This window comes from Pseudobutyrivibrio xylanivorans (assembly GCF_008935055.1).
Classification (GTDB): domain Bacteria; phylum Bacillota; class Clostridia; order Lachnospirales; family Lachnospiraceae; genus Pseudobutyrivibrio; species Pseudobutyrivibrio xylanivorans_A.
Genome location: NZ_CP043028.1, coordinates 1015861 through 1034953, shown reverse-complemented (window position 1 = coordinate 1034953; position 19093 = coordinate 1015861). Strand labels below are relative to the sequence as shown.

The 19093-nt window shown below is 37.7% G+C and carries 17 protein-coding genes, 2 tRNA genes and 1 other RNA gene; 2 read left to right on the top strand and 18 right to left on the bottom strand.

What is annotated here, in order from left to right; genetic code table 11:
• Positions 1-11: 11 nt before the first annotated feature.
• The 3 genes from FXF36_RS04690 to tadA form a co-directional block, all read right to left on the bottom strand.
• On the bottom strand, positions 12-779 hold the full coding sequence (locus FXF36_RS04690) for a hypothetical protein (protein ID WP_151622709.1): 768 nt from the start codon (positions 777-779) through the stop codon (positions 12-14).
• A gap of 37 nt (positions 780-816) precedes the next feature.
• Positions 817-1018: signal recognition particle sRNA large type (gene ffs / locus FXF36_RS04685), an RNA gene on the bottom strand.
• Positions 1019-1090: 72 nt separating this feature from the next.
• Positions 1091-1540 carry a tRNA adenosine(34) deaminase TadA gene (tadA, locus tag FXF36_RS04680; RefSeq protein WP_151625673.1) on the bottom strand — a complete coding sequence of 150 codons (450 nt, stop codon included), beginning with the start codon at positions 1538-1540 and terminating at the stop codon, positions 1091-1093.
• A gap of 187 nt (positions 1541-1727) precedes the next feature.
• Here tadA and FXF36_RS04675 point away from each other — a divergent pair, with 187 nt between their 5' ends.
• Both FXF36_RS04675 and FXF36_RS04670 read left to right on the top strand, forming a co-directional pair.
• On the top strand, positions 1728-2423 hold the full coding sequence (locus tag FXF36_RS04675) for an anaerobic ribonucleoside-triphosphate reductase activating protein (RefSeq protein ID WP_151622708.1): 696 nt from the start codon (positions 1728-1730) through the stop codon (positions 2421-2423).
• A 13-nt stretch (positions 2424-2436) separates the two neighbouring features.
• Positions 2437-2985, top strand: coding sequence for a GNAT family N-acetyltransferase (locus FXF36_RS04670; RefSeq protein WP_167511288.1), 549 nt, complete (start codon positions 2437-2439; stop codon positions 2983-2985).
• Here FXF36_RS04670 and FXF36_RS04665 read toward each other — a convergent pair whose 3' ends face one another.
• The 15 genes from FXF36_RS04665 to FXF36_RS04595 all read right to left on the bottom strand — a co-directional run bounded on the left by FXF36_RS04665 (position 2986) and on the right by FXF36_RS04595 (position 19046).
• On the bottom strand, positions 2986-4275 hold the full coding sequence (locus FXF36_RS04665; RefSeq protein ID WP_167511287.1) for an alpha-amylase family glycosyl hydrolase: 1290 nt from the start codon (positions 4273-4275) through the stop codon (positions 2986-2988).
• 66 nt (positions 4276-4341) lie between these two features.
• Complete coding sequence (locus tag FXF36_RS04660) at positions 4342-6510, bottom strand: YhgE/Pip domain-containing protein (RefSeq protein ID WP_151622705.1); 2169 nt, start codon at positions 6508-6510, stop codon at positions 4342-4344.
• Entirely contained in the window at positions 6507-7004 is a 498-nt protein-coding gene (locus tag FXF36_RS04655) for a hypothetical protein (RefSeq protein WP_151622704.1), read from the bottom strand. Before FXF36_RS04655 ends, FXF36_RS04660 begins: the two co-directional genes overlap by 4 nt.
• A gap of 3 nt (positions 7005-7007) precedes the next feature.
• Positions 7008-9224 (bottom strand): YhgE/Pip domain-containing protein, encoded by a 2217-nt coding sequence (locus FXF36_RS04650; protein WP_151622703.1) that lies wholly within the window; start codon positions 9222-9224, stop codon positions 7008-7010.
• Positions 9225-9237: 13 nt separating this feature from the next.
• A complete protein-coding gene (locus FXF36_RS04645; RefSeq protein ID WP_151622702.1) occupies positions 9238-10842 on the bottom strand; it encodes a tetratricopeptide repeat-containing diguanylate cyclase in 1605 nt (534 codons plus the stop codon).
• A 24-nt stretch (positions 10843-10866) separates the two neighbouring features.
• On the bottom strand, positions 10867-11721 hold the full coding sequence (rsmA, locus tag FXF36_RS04640) for a 16S rRNA (adenine(1518)-N(6)/adenine(1519)-N(6))-dimethyltransferase RsmA (RefSeq protein WP_151622701.1): 855 nt from the start codon (positions 11719-11721) through the stop codon (positions 10867-10869).
• Complete coding sequence (locus FXF36_RS04635) at positions 11722-12513, bottom strand: TatD family hydrolase (RefSeq protein WP_151622700.1); 792 nt, start codon at positions 12511-12513, stop codon at positions 11722-11724.
• Positions 12514-12665: 152 nt separating this feature from the next.
• Positions 12666-14636, bottom strand: coding sequence for a methionine--tRNA ligase (gene metG, locus FXF36_RS04630; protein ID WP_151622699.1), 1971 nt, complete (start codon positions 14634-14636; stop codon positions 12666-12668).
• A gap of 12 nt (positions 14637-14648) precedes the next feature.
• Complete coding sequence (locus FXF36_RS04625) at positions 14649-15005, bottom strand: zinc ribbon domain-containing protein (protein ID WP_151622698.1); 357 nt, start codon at positions 15003-15005, stop codon at positions 14649-14651.
• 88 nt (positions 15006-15093) lie between these two features.
• The gene (locus tag FXF36_RS04620) at positions 15094-16083 is read right to left on the bottom strand and encodes a calcium/sodium antiporter (RefSeq protein ID WP_151622697.1); all 990 of its coding nucleotides are present in this window, start codon (positions 16081-16083) and stop codon (positions 15094-15096) included.
• Between the two features lie 13 nt (positions 16084-16096).
• Positions 16097-16687 (bottom strand): manganese efflux pump MntP, encoded by a 591-nt coding sequence (locus FXF36_RS04615; protein ID WP_151622696.1) that lies wholly within the window; start codon positions 16685-16687, stop codon positions 16097-16099.
• Between the two features lie 220 nt (positions 16688-16907).
• Positions 16908-17477, bottom strand: coding sequence for a phosphatase PAP2 family protein (locus FXF36_RS04610; protein WP_151622695.1), 570 nt, complete (start codon positions 17475-17477; stop codon positions 16908-16910).
• A gap of 79 nt (positions 17478-17556) precedes the next feature.
• Positions 17557-18777: a tyrosine--tRNA ligase gene (tyrS, locus tag FXF36_RS04605; protein WP_151622694.1), complete on the bottom strand. Its 1221-nt coding sequence runs from the start codon at positions 18775-18777 to the stop codon at positions 17557-17559.
• A 93-nt stretch (positions 18778-18870) separates the two neighbouring features.
• Positions 18871-18941 (bottom strand) — tRNA-Cys (locus tag FXF36_RS04600).
• Positions 18942-18958: 17 nt separating this feature from the next.
• Positions 18959-19046: transfer RNA gene (locus tag FXF36_RS04595), tRNA-Ser, on the bottom strand.
• Between the last annotated feature and the right edge of the window lie 47 nt (positions 19047-19093).

Genomic DNA, 19093 nt, shown 5'->3' with positions numbered 1-19093 from the left:
CTCCTTTTTAGTTAGTGCTTTTTACCAAAAAGACCTCCAAGGCCTTTCTTACCGTGTTTTTTAGGTTCCTCTCCTGATTCTTCCTCCTGCCATTTAAAATATTCGGCATCTAAGTCCTCTGAGGAAATTGTATTTCCCTCATTATCTAAATCTCCTGCTGGCTGATCTAAGTCTTCACCTATATCAAGTCCAGCACGGGCAAAATATTCTTTATCAATTCTAATTTCTGGCGCAGCATATTTAGGCGCATCATCAAATTCTTCATCTGTGCCTTCTGCTTTTGCCTTAAGAATTCGCATATTTTCCTCATCAATAAGACGAAGATATTTTTGAGTATCTATCAAATCATTAAGATGACTCTTCAGCTCAAGCTGGTTAGTTTTAACAGCGCTTGTCTCTTCTTTTATCTTCTTGATGGCTTCCTCATAAATCTTAGTAACAGCCTCCTGAGATTCCTTAATTGTTTCCTGAAGACTGTCTAACGCATTATCTGTGTACATTATGGAAGCAGCATAGATATCCTCAGCTTTTCTTGTAGCTTCAAAAACTATATCATCCCCCTGCTTTTGCATCTCACGATTAGCCTTATCACGGCTCTTCACAGTAAGCTCATACTCCTCCATCATATCGTACATGCATCCATTCAGTTCTTTCAGCAAATCCATCATGGCATTTTTATCCACAATAACATTTCTAGTGCTGCCTTCATATGGCTGCGCCTTTGAAAAAAGAACATGCATATCCCTAAGTACTTTTTCTGTTCTGTCTTGAGCTCCCATAATAACCCTTCCGTAAATATATTTATATATAAAAATACCGAGCCGCCACCTATAGATACCAATTGGAAGCCACCCTGTAGAAACTCCCTCCAGGCGACCCCGCGTCAGATGAACGGTCCTACTTAGTGCTGCTGCATTCCTGCCCTGACACGATTCGCAGGTGCCCATTACGCAGGACCCAAAGATCAAAACTCCTGCAGGATAGCCACCAAATGATATCTATATTTAGCTTTGCTCGGAGCCTTTATTCTATGAGATAAAGGCAATTTTGTCAATAAAATACTGTGTCTATCTTAATATTACTTTAATTCTTACATTACTTGATTCTTCTGTTCACGCAATTCTTCGAAGAATTTTGTCATCATCTCTGTACATTTTTCTCCAAGAACTCCTGTCTCTAAGTCACAAACATGATTAAACTGATACATTTGAAGTATATTGATAACAGAGCCTGCACAACCTGCCTTTGGATTCATAGCTCCCACAACAACTCGAGGAATTCTGGCCTGCACAATAGCTCCCGCACACATTTGGCAAGGCTCCAATGTAACATACAAAGTACAATCCTCCAGACGCCAATCTCCAGTTTTTTTGCAGGCCTCCTGAATGGCTGCAATCTCTGCGTGAGCCAGTACGCTTTTATCTGTATTTCTACGATTGTAGCCTCTTGCTATAATCTTATCATCCTGAACAATAACACAACCGATTGGCACTTCATTGATGTCGTAAGCTTTTTTTGCCTCTTTCAAGGCCTGTTCCATGTATTTCTCGTATATTTTGAGGTTTTTCTTTTCTAATTTTTCAGCTTGCTTTGCTATGCGTCTTTCCTGACGCTCCTCTTTAGACATCATGGATTTTCCACTCCTGTTTTGCTATACTTTTTACTGTGAATAGTATATTTTAAAGCTATTTTATGTTAACACTTTTATTGATAAAAGGGAATGATTTATGCTAATACTTGGCCTACAGAAAACGACTCTTTTAGATTATCCCGGCAAGGTTGCCAGCACCATTTTTACAGGCGGCTGCAATTTCAGATGTCCCTTTTGCCACAATAGGGATTTGGTTATACCTCCTGAAGATGTGTTTGCCTTTTCAGAGGAAGAGATATTTGCACACTTAAACAAAAAGAAAAATATCCTCGATGGTGTTTGTATTACCGGCGGAGAACCTACTCTTCATAAGGATTTGCCTGAATTTATAAAAAAAATAAAGGCCCTTGGACTTCTTGTAAAGCTGGATTCCAACGGTACAAATCCTGATATGCTTTCATTTTTAATAGATAATCACCTAGTTGACTATGTTGCGATGGATATTAAACATACAAAGGAAAAATATAATTCCATTGCCTGCATGACACACTTTGATATTTCCCCTATTGAAGCTTCTGTTACGCTTTTGAAGCAGGGTAGGGTAGCTTACGAATTTAGAACCACAATTATGAAAGAATGTCACGAAGCTTCTGACATGGAAGATATCGGAAACTGGCTTCGAGGCGCAGATGCATATTATCTGCAAAGCTATAAGGAATCTGAACAGGTCATAAATCCTGTTTTTTCAGCTCATTCAAAGGCAACTTTAGAATCTTTTGTTAATATTCTTAAGCCTTATGTTCAAAACACACAACTTAGAGGTATTGATTAACGCGGGGGAGTTTATGAAGTTTGAGATTGAAACGGAAAGACTAAATTTAAGGGTTCTAAACAAACATAATGCTGAGATGGTACTGGAGTTTTATATCCGGAACAGAGATATTTTTGAAAGATATGAGCCTGTAATAGGAGATGATTTCTATTCCCTCAGTCATCAGCAGAAAATACTTGATTTTGAATATCAAAACATCATGAAGCTTTCTATGATGCGCTATTGGATATTCCAAAAGGATAATCCATGCAAAATCATTGGTACAGTTAGCTTCAGAAATATTGTTAAACCCATTTATGAAAGCTGTACAGTGGGGTATAAGATGGATAGAGATTTCGTTAATCATGGATTTTGCACAGAAGCACTAGAGGCTACGATTCCTCAGCTTGCAAAAGAGCTTGGCATTCATCGCTTTGAGGCATTAATTCTTCCCGACAACGAACCTTCCATTCATATGGTTGAAAAAATTGGCTTCAAATATGAAGGCATCCTCCGGGATAAAATAATTATCCGTGGAAGACGCCTTGATCACTGTATGTATGCCTATTTGGCTGACAATTAGTTATTTTATTATTTTACTTCCATGAGGTGGTAATACCACATCAAAATGTTGTCCGCGATAATCAAAAGTCAGAGTCTTTTCCTCTGAAGTATTGTTTAAAGCCACAATTACATATTCATTATCTAAGGCTCTGGCAAATACCAGGGTCTCATTTTTTACCTGAACTTCATCATAACGTCCGGTTTTTAAGGATTCAGAATCTTTTCTTATCTCTGCCAGAGTCTTAATATGATCAATCAGCTCAGGATTATTCATTTTTTCGACTTCAATCTCAGGTCTTAAGGCATAATCACCTTCTCCCTTTGTTTTATCTCCTTCAATTCCCCACTCACTGCCGTAATATATTGAAGGTAAGCCTGGCATTGTGAATAGGAGAGTGTAAACAGGATAAATATTTTCCTTTTCCTTTAGCAGAGTATATATTCTGTTTACATCATGGTTATCAACAAAATTATACAAGTATTTACCGTAATACATGCCACCCTGACCCCATTGGCGTTTCATAGCATAATTTATCTCGAAATAATTGTGATCATTATGACTTGAATAGATTCCTTTCCAACACTCATAATTTGTTACTGCATCAAGCATCTCATCATTCACATAGATGTTGTAATCACCGTGAATGATCTCTCCCATAAGCCAGAACGTTGACTTTTTCTCTTCAGTAAAATATTTCAGGCGCTTAAAAAAGTCACGCTGAATACAATCTGCAGCGTCCAGTCTGAGGCCATCTATATCAAATTCATTTATCCACATTTCAACTGCACCAAGAATATGGTTATTCACATCCTGGCACCAATAATTCAACTTTACCAACTCCTGTGCGCCAGACCAGCAATCATAAGAAAATCCATCATTATACCAATTATTACCACCAAAATTTAAGCCTGAAATCCACTCCTTATAGCTTGAATTCTCACGTTTTTCTTTTATATCCAAAAATGCCTTGTGTCCGCGTCCCACATGATTAAATACGCCATCCAAAACAACCTTTATACCTGCTGCATGGCATTTTTCAACAACCTTTTTGAAATCATCATTGGTCCCCAACCTGCTGTCTAATTTATAGTAATCGAATGTATCATAGCCATGAGTTCCAGATTCCCAGATAGGTCCTAAATAAAGGGCATTCACACCCAGCTTCGTCAAATGCGGAATCCAGTCAATAAGCTTTAATATCCTGTGTCCTGCAGTTTCTTCGCCCCTGTTTTCACGTGGACAACCAAATGCTCCAAGTGGATAAATATGATAAAACACACTGTCTTTTACCCAACTAATATTTCTCATGATGCCCTCCTTTTCTATGCATTTCTTAATTTGAAAAAGGCAAGACATAACTTGCCTCGCCTTTTCTTACAATAGTATACCAGATTTCTCTTTACTGATTTCTATTTTTTCATTTATGAATTTGAATGGATGATACAATGCAACTCCAATAAATACCGCTACTAAAGCATATATTACTAGTGTAAGCATACAATTTCTGTAGGTATCTTCATAGAATCCACCTATACATTCACGAACTGCATTCATCGAATACTTAAACGGCATAAATCTATATAGTGCCTGAAATACATCTGGAAGCACCTCGATAGGGAAGGTTCCACCAGCACCTGCCACCTGAATAACCATTAAAATAACAGACAATGCCTCTCCAATGTTTCCAAAGGAATAAGCAAAAGAGTAGAGCAGTAGTGAATATACAAAAGCTGACCAAGCGCAGGCACCCCAAAACATAAATTTATGTTCACACTGGATTCCCACAAATAAAATGGCACCAAGTACAGTAATAAGTGTTTGTATTTGTCCTATTACCATTGTTGTAAAGAATCTTCCAAAGAAACACTCCCAATTCTTTAGATTATCGAACTCACTAGTATCCTTCACACCAGTCTTGAGAATAGTAGACATAATAAGTGCGCCAACCCATATAGAAAGAATAATGTAAAATGGTGCTGTCATTGATCCATTATTCTCAACTGGATAGATATAATCTTCATTAATCTCTACGGGGCTACTGATGAAGTCAGAGAGTAGCTCTGGATCTGAGCGCAAAAGCTCCATTATTCTAAGATAAGCCTCGTTTTGATTCAGGCTCTTTATGTCTTGAATCAGAATCGCAAGCTTCTTTTCCATCTCAACAGCTTCATCCCTGGATTTTCTGAGACCATCACTTGACTGAGATAGAATTACTTTGTAATCATTCAGATTTTGTACTACAAGGTCGATGCTTGTAGCATTATACTTAAGCAGCTTCTTTATCTCTGCCACAGAAGTAGACGCAGAGTTAATAGATTTCTGTGCTGTTGGTGAGAGTTTGCTTGCATAATCATTTCTAACTGTTTCTGTCTGCTTTAGCAATGAAGCTGTATCTGCAACTGTTTTCTGTCTGATTTCCTCTAAATTAGAAGCACTATTTTCCTCAGCAGAAACAAACTCCTGTAAATCAGTTCCTATTGTCACAATTCCGGCATTAGATTCCTCAAGAGAGTTCTTTGCTCTATCTGGAACGTATGGATATATCCAACTTGTAGTAATCCATGAATATACACCATCATCCCCGCTCCAAACAGAATTAAGCTTATTATATAACCCTAGAAGCTCAGGTCCAATATGTGGTCCTCCCACAGTATAGTTACTTAATCTGTTGTTCAAAACACCGATTATTTCATCTGCATCAGCAAGCTTACTGTTTACTTTTGCAACAGCGTCATCTGCCTGGTTCTTTGTGTCTTGAATATTTTCCTGGACAGTTGGTGCATTTACCTCAGCTGCATCCGCCATTTCAGATGCTGTTTTGGTAATTGCTTCTGCAGTACTTGCAATTTCTTTTTCAGCCTCTGATATTTGCTTTGTTGAATCAATAAGAGCTATATAGGAATCTAAAATTACTATAATACCATTAAGATCTGAATCAAGTCGCTCTAGCTTTTCAATCCCTTTACCTGTAATATTTCCCTGCTCATCTAAGGTAGCAAAGTATTCTCCCGCCTTTAAAAGAACCTCCGCTACAGTTCCCACAAAAGCATGGTCAACCTCTCTTTCGATTGTCGTCTTTACCTTTGCTGTAATCTTTGGCGCGATTGCATTCTTTTTATCATTTTCATAGTAGGTTATTTTTGGATTTTCAAAATTACCTCCAAGGAAACTAATCATATTAGCACTAAACTCTTCATCAATTACAAGAGCTGCGTAGTAATCTCCTGAATAAACACCTCCGATTGCCTCTTCGGCATTGTCTGTGAACACCCATCCAATCGTATTGTTTGCTTTCAGTCGGCTAATAATAATATCTCCTACATTAACCTCTGCACTTCCAATAAGAATTCCTTGATCCGAAGATACTACTGCAACCTGAAGATTTTTGGTAGCATCTGGTCCATAGGGATCCCAGTTAGACAGAATATTAAACCATGCGTATAGACAAGGGATAACCGTCAAACCTATTATAACTACCATTGCCACAACATTGGTGGATAGTCTTTTTATATCTGATGCTATTAGTTTTATTACATTTTTCATTTCTTAAGCTTATCCCCCACAGTTTGGATATCTTTTTTCAGTTCTTTACGTATTTCTTCTCGTTCTCTGGCTATTTCCTGCTTTTCCTTTTCTATTTCGCTTCGGATTTCCATTTTAATTTCTTTGATATCCTGAACCATTTCTTTTCTGGCATTTTTTATATCATCAATCCCCTGAACCACTTCATTACCAATTAGAGCTTGAGGATCATCATGTTCTATGATTCCAAACTCCTTCATTTGCTCCTGAAGCTTAAAATCCATATACTCCACATACAAAAGGTAAAATGAAATTCCAAATAAAGACACAATCCAAAGAACCAGAAAAACTAACTTTGAACGATTGCTTAAAAAACATATTACCAAGAATATAAGCGGTAGTAGGATATTAAGCTTAAGACCCACTCTGATTTTCTTTTGGTTTTTTAAATGTACACTTTTCTGAAGTTCAAAGAATTTATCGTACATTACTTCTTTTTCAGTTAAGTTACTCATTGCCTACATCATCTCCGTATCTTCCATTCGTTCTTCCATGTAATGATTAATCTGTTCAAATGGAATCTGTATCAATAATCCAATAACAAGGGCAACAATCATAAAAATGCCCAAACTAAGCAAATATAAAACATAGTCATACTTATACATTCCACAAAGACATTCTCTTATGGCATTGATTGCATAAGGGAATGGGAAGAATATGTATACTTTCTTAAAGAATTCTGGTAAAAGCTCTATAGGATAGGTTCCAGAACTTCCAGCAATCTGAATTACTACAATAACAACGGAGAGAGCTTTTCCTACATCGCCCCAGGTAACAACCAGTGAATAAATAAACAGTGTGAAGGTAGTTGCAATAATTGATGCCGCAAGCATAAAGAACCAAGGATGCATGCACTGTATATGTAGCAAGAATAGGTCTCCAATTACAATAATAATTGCCTGCATCTGTCCTAATACCCAATAGAGGACAAATCTTCCAAAGAATAATTGTCTCTTTGTAGCATCTGGATATTTACTCTTATCTGGTTTAACCTTAATAATAGCTGTCAAAATCAAAGCTCCTACCCAGAATGCTAGAGTAGAATAGAATGGCGCAACAGCTGATCCATAATTTTCAATTGGATATATAGCTTTTGTTTCTATTTCCACTGGGGTAGAGAAAAACTTTCCGTAAACCTCTGGATCACCGGACAGCGCATTTACCAGTGCCTGTACCTTTTCTCCATCTCCGACCTTTTCTACCTGGTTTAATACTTCTATTAATCGACTATTAATGTATTCAATAGCCTCATTTGTTTTGATAAGACTAGTATTTGCAGCATCAACGGTATTATCAATAGCTGTAAACATCACCATTAGGTTTCCAAAGGTGTCTCCTATAGAATTCAGGATACTATTCGTGTTGTTTAAGTTGCTTGTAAGATTACCAAGACTCTTATTTATCTGTGGTGCAAGTTTATTCGAGAATTTATCCTGTAGGTTTGTTGTATGTTTTCGAATTTCTACAACTTTTGAACGAAGTTCTTCCTCCTGCTTTCTGGTTGCATCTGTTGCTCTTTCAGGAGCTTTTTGGATTATTTCTTCCTTCTTTTCCTGAATAAATTCGTCAGTTTTATTTTTTATATCATAGGCTGTTTTTCCAGCATCGATATATGGTCCAAAGCCCATTTCTCTCAGAATGTTTTCCAAAGAATCTAATTCTGCTTTATACTCTTGAATAATTTCTTTTGCTTTATCTTTAGCAATTGTCTCAGGACTAATCTGCTCTACAGCAGCTTTAATTCTACCTACATCTGTAGCCAAATCAGTAAGATTAGTTGTTATATCTGACACATTCTGTGCTGCCTCTGCGGCCTTCAGCTTACTATCCATGTCAGCCAAATCCGCATTTATTAAGGAAAGCATCTGATTTACATCATCAGAATAGCTGTTAATTGTTACGTTGGCATCGGCTGATGTGTTTGCTGAATTTTTCACAGCGTTTGCTGTTCTTTTGGCTTGATTCTTTAGATTATTAGCATCAGTCTTTGCAACAGCTAAAGATTGCTGCAGTTTCGCATCATTTTCTATAATTTTTTTGATTGTTTCCTGCTGCTGGGTAAGATCTGCGCTTAATTCTCTTAAATTATCAACAGCAATATCGATTTCACTATTTTCCTTAAGTTCTCCAGTAAACTTGTCAGCACTTGATACAACTTCACTAACAACAACCTCAGTAAAAGCCACATTTATATTATTCTGAAGTGACTGTACGACAGTATCAGATATTTTTGTTGCTACTGGATTCTTCTTTTGATTTTCATAGAAGTGGAGAGTAGGGCGAGAAACTTCCTCTTTAAGGACGTTATACATGTTGTAGGTGAAATCTTCATCTATTACAACTGCTGCATAATATTCACCGCTGTATACACCATTTATTGCTTCATCTGATGTCTTTACAAACTGCCAATTAACAGATTTATTTTCATGAAGGTTATCGATGATGGTATCGCCCTGATTATGGTATTCTCCATCCTCATCGGTATAACCCTTGTCTAATGATATTGCTGCCAGCTTAAGAGCGCCTGTATTTCCATATGGGTCCCAGTTTGAATAGATATTAAACCAGGCATATAAAGCCGGCAAAAAACATATTCCTATTACAATCACAAGTGCAAAGAAGTTTTTGCACAAGCTTATTATGTCATCAATAAATATTTTCCTAATTGTTTTCATTAATTATTAACCCTTATTCTGAAGCCTTGCACATTTTGATATTATTTCTGTTTTCCTGCTTTACCTCATAAAGCATCTTGTCTGCCTCTTGGAGATACGCAAAATAACCAGCATCTCCATCAGGTATTCCATAGCAAATCCCCTGAGAAATAGTGACTCTGTTATCCGTCAGTGAAAATTTATGCTCCATATTAGCATCAAATACTTTTTTTCTAAGCTTCTCTGCCTTCGATTGAATATCTGATTTCTTAATACCCTCATACACAATAACAAATTCATCTCCGCCATATCTGGCAGCGAAGACCTCATCATCCTGAGCCATATCAATAAGGATATTTGCTATAAACTTAATGCAGTCGTCACCTGCCTGATGACCATAGTTATCGTTAAACTGCTTAAAGAAATCGATATCCAAAATCTCCACTGCAATAGGAGTCTTATTTTTCTTAGCCTTTTCAAAGGCCTCGTCAATATATTCATTAAGCTTCAGTCTATTATACATCCCTGTTAGTGGGTCTGTCTCTGAACGTTTTTGTAAAAATGTATTCTCTTCCTCTACTTTTTTATTGATTTGTGTAAGCTCCATGTATGAATTTCTCATTACAATCATGTTGTTTACCATCAATCTGTTCTCACGTTCCATAAATTCAGATAACTCAAAATAGAGTACAGAGGCAATCTTGTACTCTTCAATCTGACCCACACGCCTGTAATACCTTATTTTTAAGGTTAAAAGCTTTCGTTCTAAATTTTTAATTGAGGTACGTTTCGTTAAATCATCAAGAACAGAGTATGCTTTAAAGAAATCATCATATTTTTCCGTTGATAAGAGCATATCCAGGTAATCATAAAAATCATCGAACACATCCATTATTGGCATGTTTGTGCTGGTATGCTCATTTACCATATCTATCCAATAATCTCTGGTTTCATCATCATTAACAGTCTGATTCATAATGGCAAAATAACAATATATGACTATTTTATCCAGATCCTGTAAATGCGGTAGACATTCCTTTGATAACTGTTCGCCTATTTCATGGCTTTTATTGCGATTTTTTAGCTTTAAATATGCTCGTCCCATACCAAGTAGGATAGCAGTAAGATTTTCTACATACCCCGGCATATTCTTATTATTTGAAATATATCTATATGCAATTTCCGTGTGTGAAATGGATTTCTGGTATTCCTCGATGTTGAGATATAAAGAACCTAAGTTAAGATGGATTATCCACTCTATTTCTGGCAGTGAATAATCCTCGCAAATGCTGATTGCCTTTATGAAATAATCTAGGGCAAATGGAGCATTACCTCGATTTAACGAAGCAATGCCAAGCATATTATTTGCCATAGCTACGTTACCCCATTCCTGAGCATTCTCAAGCGGAGCAATAGAAGAGAGCATCTGTGAATAGAAATTAGATGCATCATTTAGTAAATAGTAGGTCTCACCCTTCGAAAAAAAAGCATAACCCACTAGGGCATCATCCTTCATGCTTTGACCATAAGCTAATAACTCATCGCAAGCAGAAATTAATGCCTGTGCATCCTTCCCCCTATTTGATTGAACCTCGCCTATGAGTAGTTGAATCTCTCTAGTGTAGATTCGGGCATCCATTTCTATCCAACTCCCCTGTAAAAACTATACTTCTTTCAGAATATTAGTAAGCCTAGCAAACTCTTCTAATGAAAGACTTTCCCCTCTAACTGTTGGCACGAAGCCAGCTTTTTCGATTGCCGTCGCAATCTGTTCCTTTGAAAAATGTAAACCATTGCTTAACCCATTATGCAATGTCTTCCTGCGCTGATTGAATGACGCTCTAATAATTTGGAAAAGGAGCTTTTCATCACAATCAACGGGTGGTTTTTCATGACACTTTAGTGTAATAACTGTGCTTGCCACCTTTGGCTGAGGCATAAAACAACTTGGTGGAACCTCACAAACAATCTCTGGCTTACTATAATACTGAACCGCTAAAGAAAGTGCGCCATATTCCTTGGAGCCTGGTCCCTCCTGCATTCTATCAGCTACTTCCTTCTGAACCATAATGGTAATTGATTCCAAAGGAACATGACTTTCAAATAATCCCATAATAATCGGTGTTGTAATATAGTATGGCAGATTTGCCACAACTTTTATAGGCTTTCCACCATTTTTTTCATCAGCAATTGCCTTAATGTCAACCTTTAGGACATCCTGATTTATAACCGTCCAGTTTTTGTAGGTTGAAAGAGTATCATCTAAAATTGGTATAAGAGTCTTGTCAATCTCTACAGCTACAACCTCTCGGGCCTCCTCGCAGAGACGCTGGGTCATCGTACCAATTCCAGGACCAATCTCAAGGACAAAATCATCCTTTGTGATACCTGCCGCATCAATAATATTATCTAATACATTACCGTCAATTAGAAAGTTCTGACCAAACTTTTTCTGGAAAGAAAAGCCATGGGCTTCTAAAACAGCCTTTGTATAGGTTGGATTACTCAAATATGCCATCTATATATTCCTTTTACTTTTAAAATATAATTTAAGAGCGTTTTCATAAGTGATTCGCTCAATCTCACTAACATCCATGCCTTTTAAATCGGCAATTTTCTCAGCAACATGGCTAAGATAGATAGACGAATTTCTCTCTCCACGATGTGGAACTGGCGCCATATATGGACAATCAGTCTCAAGAACAATGTTCTCAATTGGGATCGCCTCCACGGTCTCTACCAGTTTCTTTGAATTCTTGAAAGTTACAACGCCACCAACTCCAATATACCATCCCATTTTTACATATTCTAAGGCCAGTTCCTTTGAATATGAGTAACAGTGAATTATACCTTTATTATTACTTTGCGTATTATACTCTACAATTGTGTTAAAAGTGTCTTCTGCAGCATCCCTAGAATGGATTATTACCGGAAGATCTACCTCTTTTGCTAAATCCAGTTGACGCTTAAACCATTCGCGTTGCTTGGCTCTATCCTTATCTTCCTTCATCCAATAATAATCAAGACCGATTTCACCTATTGCTACAACTTTAGAATCCTTTGAATGAGCCTTAATCCATGCCAAGTTTTCCTCTGTCATATCATCTAATTCTTCTGGATGAATACCAAGAGCTGCATAGACATCTTCATATTTATTTGCAAGCTCTAAACTGTCCTTGCAGCCTTTAAAGCTTGCTCCTACATTTACTATTTTTCCAATATTATTTTCTCTCAATAAATGAGAAAGAAGTTCGACTCTATCTGGGTCGAACTTCTCATCATCATAATGAGCATGTGTCTCAAAAATCATTCATTACCTCAATTATGGCTCGCTTGTTACACAGACAATCCTATATATTGCTTTCAGTCACTACATGTTCCTTTCAGCAACATATAGAGATTGTCATGCTACAAGCTATCTTTGCTTTACATATGATTTTCTCGCTTGTTACGCATAAATTCTTAGCAGATTTCTGCTCCGTTAGGCATAGGATTCTCTGGTGTCATGAGTGAGAGATTACCCTCCGCATCCTCTGCACAAAGAAGCATACCTTCAGATAATACTCCTGCAAGCTTAGCTGGCTTAAGGTTTACAAGAACCATAACCTTCTTTCCAACCATCTCCTCTGGTGTGTACTGCTTTCTAATTCCAGAAACAATCTGCTTTGTCTGAGAACCAATTTTTACCTGTGAGCAAAGAAGCTTCTTAGAACCTTTAACTGCCTCGCAAGCAACAATCTTTCCTACCTGGAACTGCATCTTCATAAAATCATCAAATGTGATTTCTGGCTTAGCCTCAATATCAATTCCTTCCTCATCATCAGCAGCTTCCTCTGGCTGTGCTGGATGAAGCTCAGCAACCTTTGCCATTACTTCATCAAGATCAAGACGAGCAAAAAGAATCTCTGGAGCATCTGTTACCTTGCCACCGTTTGGATAGTGACCAAATGTAGAAAGCTCATCGTAAGTGATTTTCTTTGCACCAAGCTGTGCAAGAACCTTCTCTGATGTCTCAGGCATAAATGACTTGAGGAGAGTAGCACCAATTGAGATACCCTCAACCAAATTGTAAAGAACTGTAGCAAGTCTATCCTGCTTTGTCTCATCCTTTGCAAGTGCCCAAGGCATTGTCTCATCGATATATTTATTGCATCTCTTGAAGAGATTAAATACTTCTGTAATAGCATCTGCTACACGAAGATCTGCCATCTTTTTCTCAACTGCTGCAACTGTACCTGTGCAAACAGCCTTAAGTTCTGCATCAACTTCCTCTGCAACACCCTTATTCTCTACAACACCACCAAAGTACTTGTTGCTCATAGAAACAGTTCTATTTACAAGGTTACCAAGTGTGTTTGCAAGATCAGAGTTTACACGCTCAACCATAAGTGGCCATGAAATAGCACCATCGTTTTCAAATGGCATCTCGTGAAGTACGAAATATCTAACAGCATCTACGCCGAAGAAATCTACAAGCTCATCTGCATAGATAACATTTCCCTTTGACTTTGACATCTTATCATCGCCACCGTCAGCAGCCTTTGTAAGAAGCCATGGATGGCCAAATACCTGCTTTGGAAGTGGAAGATCAAGTGCCATCAAGAAGATTGGCCAGTAAATTGTATGGAAACGGATGATGTCCTTACCAATAAGGTGAAGGTCTGCTGGCCAAAGAGCCTTGAACTGGTCTGTAGACTCACCGTCACATTCATATCCGATACCTGTGATATAGTTTGTAAGTGCATCAAGCCATACATATACAACGTGCTTTGGATCAAAATCTACTGGGATACCCCAAGTAAATGATGTACGGCTAACACAAAGATCCTGAAGACCTGGAAGTAAGAAGTTGTTCATCATCTCATTCTTACGTGATACAGGCTGAATGAATTCTGGATGTGTATTGATGTAATCAATAAGCTTATCAGCATATTTGCTCATCTTGAAGAAGTATGCTTCTTCCTTTGCTGGCTGAACCTCACGACCACAGTCTGGACATTTGCCATCTACAAGCTGTGACTCAGTCCAGAAAGACTCACAAGGAGTACAGTAAAGTCCTTCATATGAGCTCTTATAAATATCGCCCTTATCGTAGAGCTTCTTGAAAATCTTCTTAACCTGCTTCTCATGATCTTCATCAGTTGTACGGATGAACTTATCATAAGATGTATTCATTAAATCCCAGATATTTCTAACCTGGCCTGAAATGTCATCAACAAATTCCTTAGGTGTGACACCAGCCTCAGCAGCCTTAAGCTCGATTTTCTGGCCGTGCTCATCTGTACCAGTCTGGAAGAAAACATCGTATCCTTCCTGACGACGGAAACGTGCGATTGCATCTGCAAGTACAATTTCGTATGTGTTACCGATATGTGGCTTACCTGATGTGTAAGCAATAGCGGTTGTGATGTAATAATTACCTTTGTTGCCCATTTCTAATAACTCCTACTCTTCAAATATATCATCTATTTTCTCTCCGCAAGCGCTGCAGAATTTTGAGCCCGTTTTAACCAAAGCTCCACACTTAGGGCAGGCCTTTCCGCCCTTTTTCTCCATAAGCTCATCAGAGATTTCTTTTATTCTAAGGATAGTTGCGGTGATTTCTTTAACAACTTCATCTTCGCTGTCCTTATTTTCCTCGTAAAACTTCTTACCAAGCCTCTCGTAAAGACGGGATAATTCGCCTTCTTTTATCTTTTTATCATACTGAAGCTTAGTAATATCAGTGGCATTGTGTGCTAATTCACCAAGATCTTTTGTTGTATTTGCAATACCATCTGAAAGCTTGTCCAAAAATCCCATACATACCCTCCTTTTCAAAAAGTTTAAAATCCCTTTAAACCTTTTGATTTTACCATATCAATCGACTTTTTACCACTATTTGAGGGGGTTAAGCAATGCCTCCATCACGAATAATTATATATGCCAAATACCCTACATAAAGTACAAGCATTATTATCCCCTGAAATCTTCCAAGATTTTTCTTAAGATAGCACATCATCCAAACTATTATTGAAAAACAAACAAGTATAATAATATCAATTGCATTAACTGTCATAAATGTAATAGGTGAGATAGCAGCAGCGGCTCCTAAAATTAATAAAATATTAAAAATATTTGAACCTACTACATTGCCAATTGCCATATCAAGTGCATTCTTCTTAGCAGCAACTACCGATGTTACAAGCTCTGGTAATGATGTACCAAGCGCCACAATTGTAAGACCAACAAGCGTCTCTGACATGCCAAATCTAAGTGCAAGAGTAGTACATGAATTAACAACCCAGTCGCCCCCAAATTTAATAGCTATCGCACCACCTACTATATACAAAATACATTTCCATACAGGGATGTCTTCAATTTCATTTTCAACATCTAATTCTGCCTCAATAGCGGCTTCCTTACGAGACTTTTTTGCTGCATGTAGCATAGATAAAAGGAAAATAATAAATCCGACTAAAAGAATCACTCCATCAATATGGCCTACTTCCATTCCTATCCATCCCATAACTGCCAGAACAACAGCGCAACATACTGAAAATGGAAAGTCTTTTTTTATTGTATCTTCAGCCACCTCTAGCACAGAGAAGAGTGCACAGCTGCCAAGTACTACCATAAGATTAAAAATATTTGAACCGACCACATTACCAATAGCAAGCTGATTGCTTCCAGCCATTGATGCAGTAACCGATACTGAAAGTTCTGGAAGCGAAGTACCCATTGCAACAATAGTCATACCAATTACAAGTGGTGGAACGTGGAGCTTGTTAGCTACCGCAGAAGCTCCTTCAACAAAAAAATCAGCTCCCTTAATCAAAAACACAAATCCTAAAACTAGTAAAATCAATGCACCAGGTATTGTTTGTAAAAATGTTGCCATAATTATGCCCCCTTTAAAATCCTAATGATATTCCCATAGTATGTTCAAGCAAAATTTTAGTTCCAATAAATATAAGTATTATTCCACCCACAAGCTGAGCCTTAGCTTTATACTTATCACCAAAAATATTTCCTACGTATACACCACCTGCTGAAATTATAAATGTGGTTAATCCAATGATTGCTATAGCTCTAAGTATGTTGAAATTTTCCTCAAAAGAAAATGTAACACCACATGCAAGTGCGTCAATGCTTGTAGCAATTGCCATCAAAGTAAGTTCCTTGAAATCAAGAGGTGGATCCATCTCATCCACAATATCTTTTTCTTTCCACTCTTTTATAGCGTCAACTATCATTTTACCACCAATGTATAACAGTAGGATAAAAGCTATCCAATGATCATAGGCAGAAATCTTTTTTGCAAATGTGTTACCTACTAAAAAACCAATTAGTGGCATCAATGCCTGAAATCCACCGAAAAACAAGGCAATAATAAACATCTGCTTCTTATTTACTTTTCTCATTGCAAGACCTTTACATATAGCCACTGCAAATGCATCCATGGAAAGTCCCACACCAATCAGTAAAATGTCCAGTAATCCCATATTTTAAACTCCTTTTACTATAGTGAGGATATCAAAAAAGACCCACGTGCACGATAAACGTACACGTGAGTCTCACTATTTAATGTTTGCCAGGTGTATCACCGAGTCTGTTGACAAACAACACATTCAAAAAATAATGCGCTAGCTACTCCCTCACGAAGATGTATACAATATACTAAACATTTTTTGATGAGTCAACCTAGGTGTAACCTCTAAATAATTATATGTTTGTTTTCTTGCTATATTTCTTATAAAGAAACTCAACAATAAAGTAACTAACAATACCACCGCAAATACCTATGCATGTTCCAACCAAAACATCAGTAGGCCAATGTACAAATAAATATAATCTGCTAAGCGCAATACAGGCTGCTAAAACAAGAGCTGGAATACCTAACTTTTTATTTCTTGTAAATATAGCAGTAGCAACTGCAAAGCTTGCATTAGAATGACCTGATGGGAAAGAATAGTCATGTGGTATCTTAACCAACATCTGTATTTCTTCCAGCCAGCATGGTCTACACCTCATAATAGATGGCTTTAAAATAAGATTACATAACAAAAATGTGAGCGTAATTGATATTGTAGCCTGCACACCCATTTTTCTATTAAAAGGAAGAATTAATAGAAGAGCAGCAACAACTATCCAAAACCATCCCGCATTTCCTAAAAATGTGATTTTAGGTACTATAAAATCTAAAACAGGATTGTGAATACTCTGAAACCAATGAAGTAAATCTAATTCCCAATCAAAATAAAAAATATGTGAACTATCGATTATAGCTTGCATAATTATTTAACTCCTTTAAAACAAAATAGTGTCAAGACCTCAGCCTCGACACTATTATAATTATTAATTGTGAATATTTTTAAGCCTCAATTTTGCAGAAAGATTTCTTTCCCTTTTTAAGAAGGAATTCCTCTGCAAATGCTGATTTTTCATATACTGCAAATGGATCTGCAACCTTTTCACCATTTACTGAAACACCACCCTGCTGTACAGCACGACGAGCCTCTGCACGGCTAGCTGTAAGACCAGAAGAAACGAGAATCTGAAGGATATCAACCTTTCCATCTCTGAAATCTTCCTCTGCAAGTGTATGACATGGAATATTCTCAGAATTTGTTCCACCTGCGAAGAGTGCCTTTGAAGCCTCACGAGCCTTATCAGCTTCCTCTGTTCCGTGAACCATTTGAGTAAGTTCGTAAGCCAAGATATCCTTTGCTTCGTTAAGCTGAGCACCTTCCCAACTGTCCATCTTCTGAATTTCCTCGATAGGAAGGAATGTAAGCATACGGATGCACTTAAGAACATCTGCATCACCAACATTTCTCCAGTACTGGTAGAACTCGAATGGTGTTGTCTTGTTAGGATCAAGCCATACAGCATTTCCAGCTGTCTTGCCCATCTTTTTACCCTGTGAATCAGTTAGAAGAGTAATAGTCATAGCGTGAGCATCCTTGCCAAGCTTACGTCTGATAAGCTCAGTACCGCCAAGCATGTTTGACCACTGATCGTCACCACCAAATTCAAGGTTACAATTGTATTTCTGGAACATGTAATAGAAGTCGTATGACTGCATAATCATGTAGTTGAACTCAAGGAATGAAAGTCCCTTTTCCATACGCTGCTTGTAGCACTCTGCACGAAGCATGTTGTTAACTGAGAAGCAAGCACCAACCTCGCGAAGAAGGTCTACATAGTTAAGGTCAAGAAGCCAATCAGCATTGTTAACCATAAGTGCCTTTCCATCGCTGAAATCGATAAAACGCTCCATCTGACGCTTGAAGCATTCAGCGTTGTGATCAATATCTTCACGAGTAAGCATCTTTCTCATATCTGTACGACCTGAAGGGTCGCCAATCATAGTAGTACCACCGCCGATGAGAGCGATTGGCTTATTTCCAGCCATCTGAAGTCTCTTCATAAGAGTGAGAGCCATAAAATGACCAGCTGTAAGGCTGTCTGCAGTGCAATCAAAACCTATATAAAAAGTTGCCTTGCCCTCATTAATTAATTTTTTAATTTCTTCTTCGTTCGTTACCTGGGCTATCAGGCCACGAGCCACTAACTCGTCATAAATTGTCATTGCATTTCCTCCTTACTTTATTTCAATAGTTAGTATATTTAATTATAAACAAAAATCCCTCGCCCCCATTACTAGGGTCGAGGGATTTGAAAGAGGTGCCAACCAGATTTGAACTGGTGATAGAGGTGTTGCAGACCTTTGCCTTACCACTTGGCTATGGCACCATATATAACAAGTAAAACGGAGAAGGAGGGATTTGAACCCTCGCGCCGGTTGCCCGACCTACACCCTTAGCAGGGGCGCCTCTTCGGCCTCTTGAGTACTTCTCCAAAGTTGTAGGTATTACTTATTTTGTTTCGACGCAAGTGTTATTCTA